This is a genomic window from Prauserella rugosa (assembly GCF_000719975.1).
GTDB classification, from domain to species: Bacteria; Actinomycetota; Actinomycetes; order Mycobacteriales; family Pseudonocardiaceae; genus Prauserella; species Prauserella rugosa.
The window spans coordinates 1-1,153 of record NZ_JOIJ01000056.1; the positions used below are offsets into that span (position 1 = coordinate 1).

General features: G+C 63.0%; 1 protein-coding gene. It reads left to right on the forward strand.

Features of this window, described 5'->3' with window-relative positions:
• Positions 1–1,153, forward strand: a 1,153-nt coding sequence (gene metK / locus IF64_RS0124885) for a methionine adenosyltransferase (protein ID WP_157575542.1), incomplete at both ends; no start/stop codon positions are given.

Here is a 1,153-nt window from a genome sequence, read left to right on the forward strand (position 1 = left end):
CTGTTCACCAGTGAGTCCGTGACCGAGGGTCATCCGGACAAGATTTGTGACGCGATCAGTGACACGATTTTGGATGCGATGTTGTCGCAGGATCCGCGGTCGCGTGTTGCGGTGGAGACGTTGGTGACCACGGGTCAGATTCATGTGGCTGGTGAGGTCACGACGGCGGCGAACGTGGATGTGAACGCGTTGGCTCGGCAGGCGGTGCTTGACATCGGTTATGACTCGTCGGAGAAGGGGTTCGACGGGGCTTCGTGTGGGGTGAATGTGGCGATTGGTGCTCAGTCGCCGGATATTGCTCAGGGTGTGGACACCGCGTATGAGTCGCGTCTGGAGAACGCCCTCGACGACCTCGACAAGCAGGGCGCTGGTGATCAGGGCCTGATGTTCGGGTATGCGTGTTCGGACACGCCGGAGTTGATGCCGCTGCCGATCGCCCTGGCCCACCGCCTCTCGCTGCGCCTGTCGCAGGTGCGGAAGAACGGCACGGTGCCGTATCTGCGGGCCGATGGTAAGACGCAGGTCACGATCGAGTACGACGAGCACAAGCCGGTGCGGTTGGACACGGTGGTGCTTTCGTCGCAGCATGCTGAGGGTATCGATCTGGACAAGCAGCTGGCGGTGGATATCCGCAAGCATGTGATCGATCCGGAGATCGCCGAGCTCGGGTTGGAGGCCGAGGATCCGAAGGTGTTGATCAATCCGACGGGCCGGTTCGTGGTCGGTGGTCCGATGGGTGATGCGGGTCTGACCGGGCGGAAGATCATTGTGGACACCTACGGTGGTATGGCGCGTCATGGTGGTGGGGCGTTCTCGGGTAAGGACCCGTCGAAGGTGGACCGGTCGGCCGCGTACGCGATGCGGTGGGTTGCCAAGAACGTGGTGGCTGCTGGTCTGGCTGAGCGGGCCGAGGTGCAGGTGGCGTATGCGATCGGTAAGGCTGCGCCGGTGGGGTTGTTCGTGGAGACGTTCGGTACGGAGAAGGTGGATCCGGTCAAGATTCAGGCGGCGATCGATGAGGTGTTCGATCTGCGTCCGGCTGCGATCATCCGGGACATGGACCTGTTGCGGCCGATCTATGCCCAGACCGCGGCCTACGGGCACTTCGGTCGCCCGGACGCCAACCTGCCGTGGGAAAACACCAACCGCGCCG